Origin of the sequence: Dysgonomonas sp. 521, assembly GCF_010501055.1 — a bacterium.
GTDB lineage: Bacteria > Bacteroidota > Bacteroidia > Bacteroidales > Dysgonomonadaceae > Dysgonomonas.
This window is the reverse complement of sequence record NZ_QVMO01000237.1, coordinates 1-602: the sequence shown is the minus strand read 5'-3', so window position 1 is coordinate 602 and position 602 is coordinate 1. Positions and strand designations below refer to the sequence as shown.

The window sequence follows — 602 nt, the reverse complement described above, 5'->3', positions numbered from 1 at the left end:
TGGAATGCATCCCTTGTAGCTCCATGTCTGTAATAGTTGCCCCAACCTGTTATCATCGGATTCAATAGCCGTATCAGTGACTCCTGCTTGCACGCCTTGTTGCTCTTGATGGTCGTTCTGACCTTAGCAAGAAAACGTTTTTGCGCAGGCTTGGATGGTTTTGTCAGTATTTGATTCTTGTACTTCCTGATATTAAATCCGAGAAAATCGAAGCCATCGTTAATATTGGTTATCATCGTTTTCTCTTCCGACAAGGTTAATCCTCTTTCGGCGAGAAATTCAGCAACCAAAGGCTTGATTTCAGTATCCAATACCTCTCTGTTCTCTGACGTAATGATAAAATCATCGGCATAACGAATCAGATTCACCATTGGCGAATAATGTTTGCCTTTGATAGTTCTTCGTTTATACTTATCAGCAAGAATCTTCTGTAAACCATCCAGAGCCATATTAGCTAAAGTTGGCGATATGATACCACCTTGCGGTGTACCCTCTTCTGTCGGAAATAACTGTTTGTTAAAGACAAAACCACATTCCAGCCATTTGCGGAGCATCACTTTATCCATCGGGATATTGTTCAGCAACCACTCGTGGCTGATATG

At 41.7% G+C, this 602-nt stretch carries 1 protein-coding gene; it reads right to left on the bottom strand.

Annotated elements, in window-relative coordinates; genetic code table 11:
• A partial coding sequence (locus tag D0T84_RS22360) for a reverse transcriptase domain-containing protein (protein WP_255495544.1) occupies positions 1-602 on the bottom strand: 602 nt, incomplete at both ends.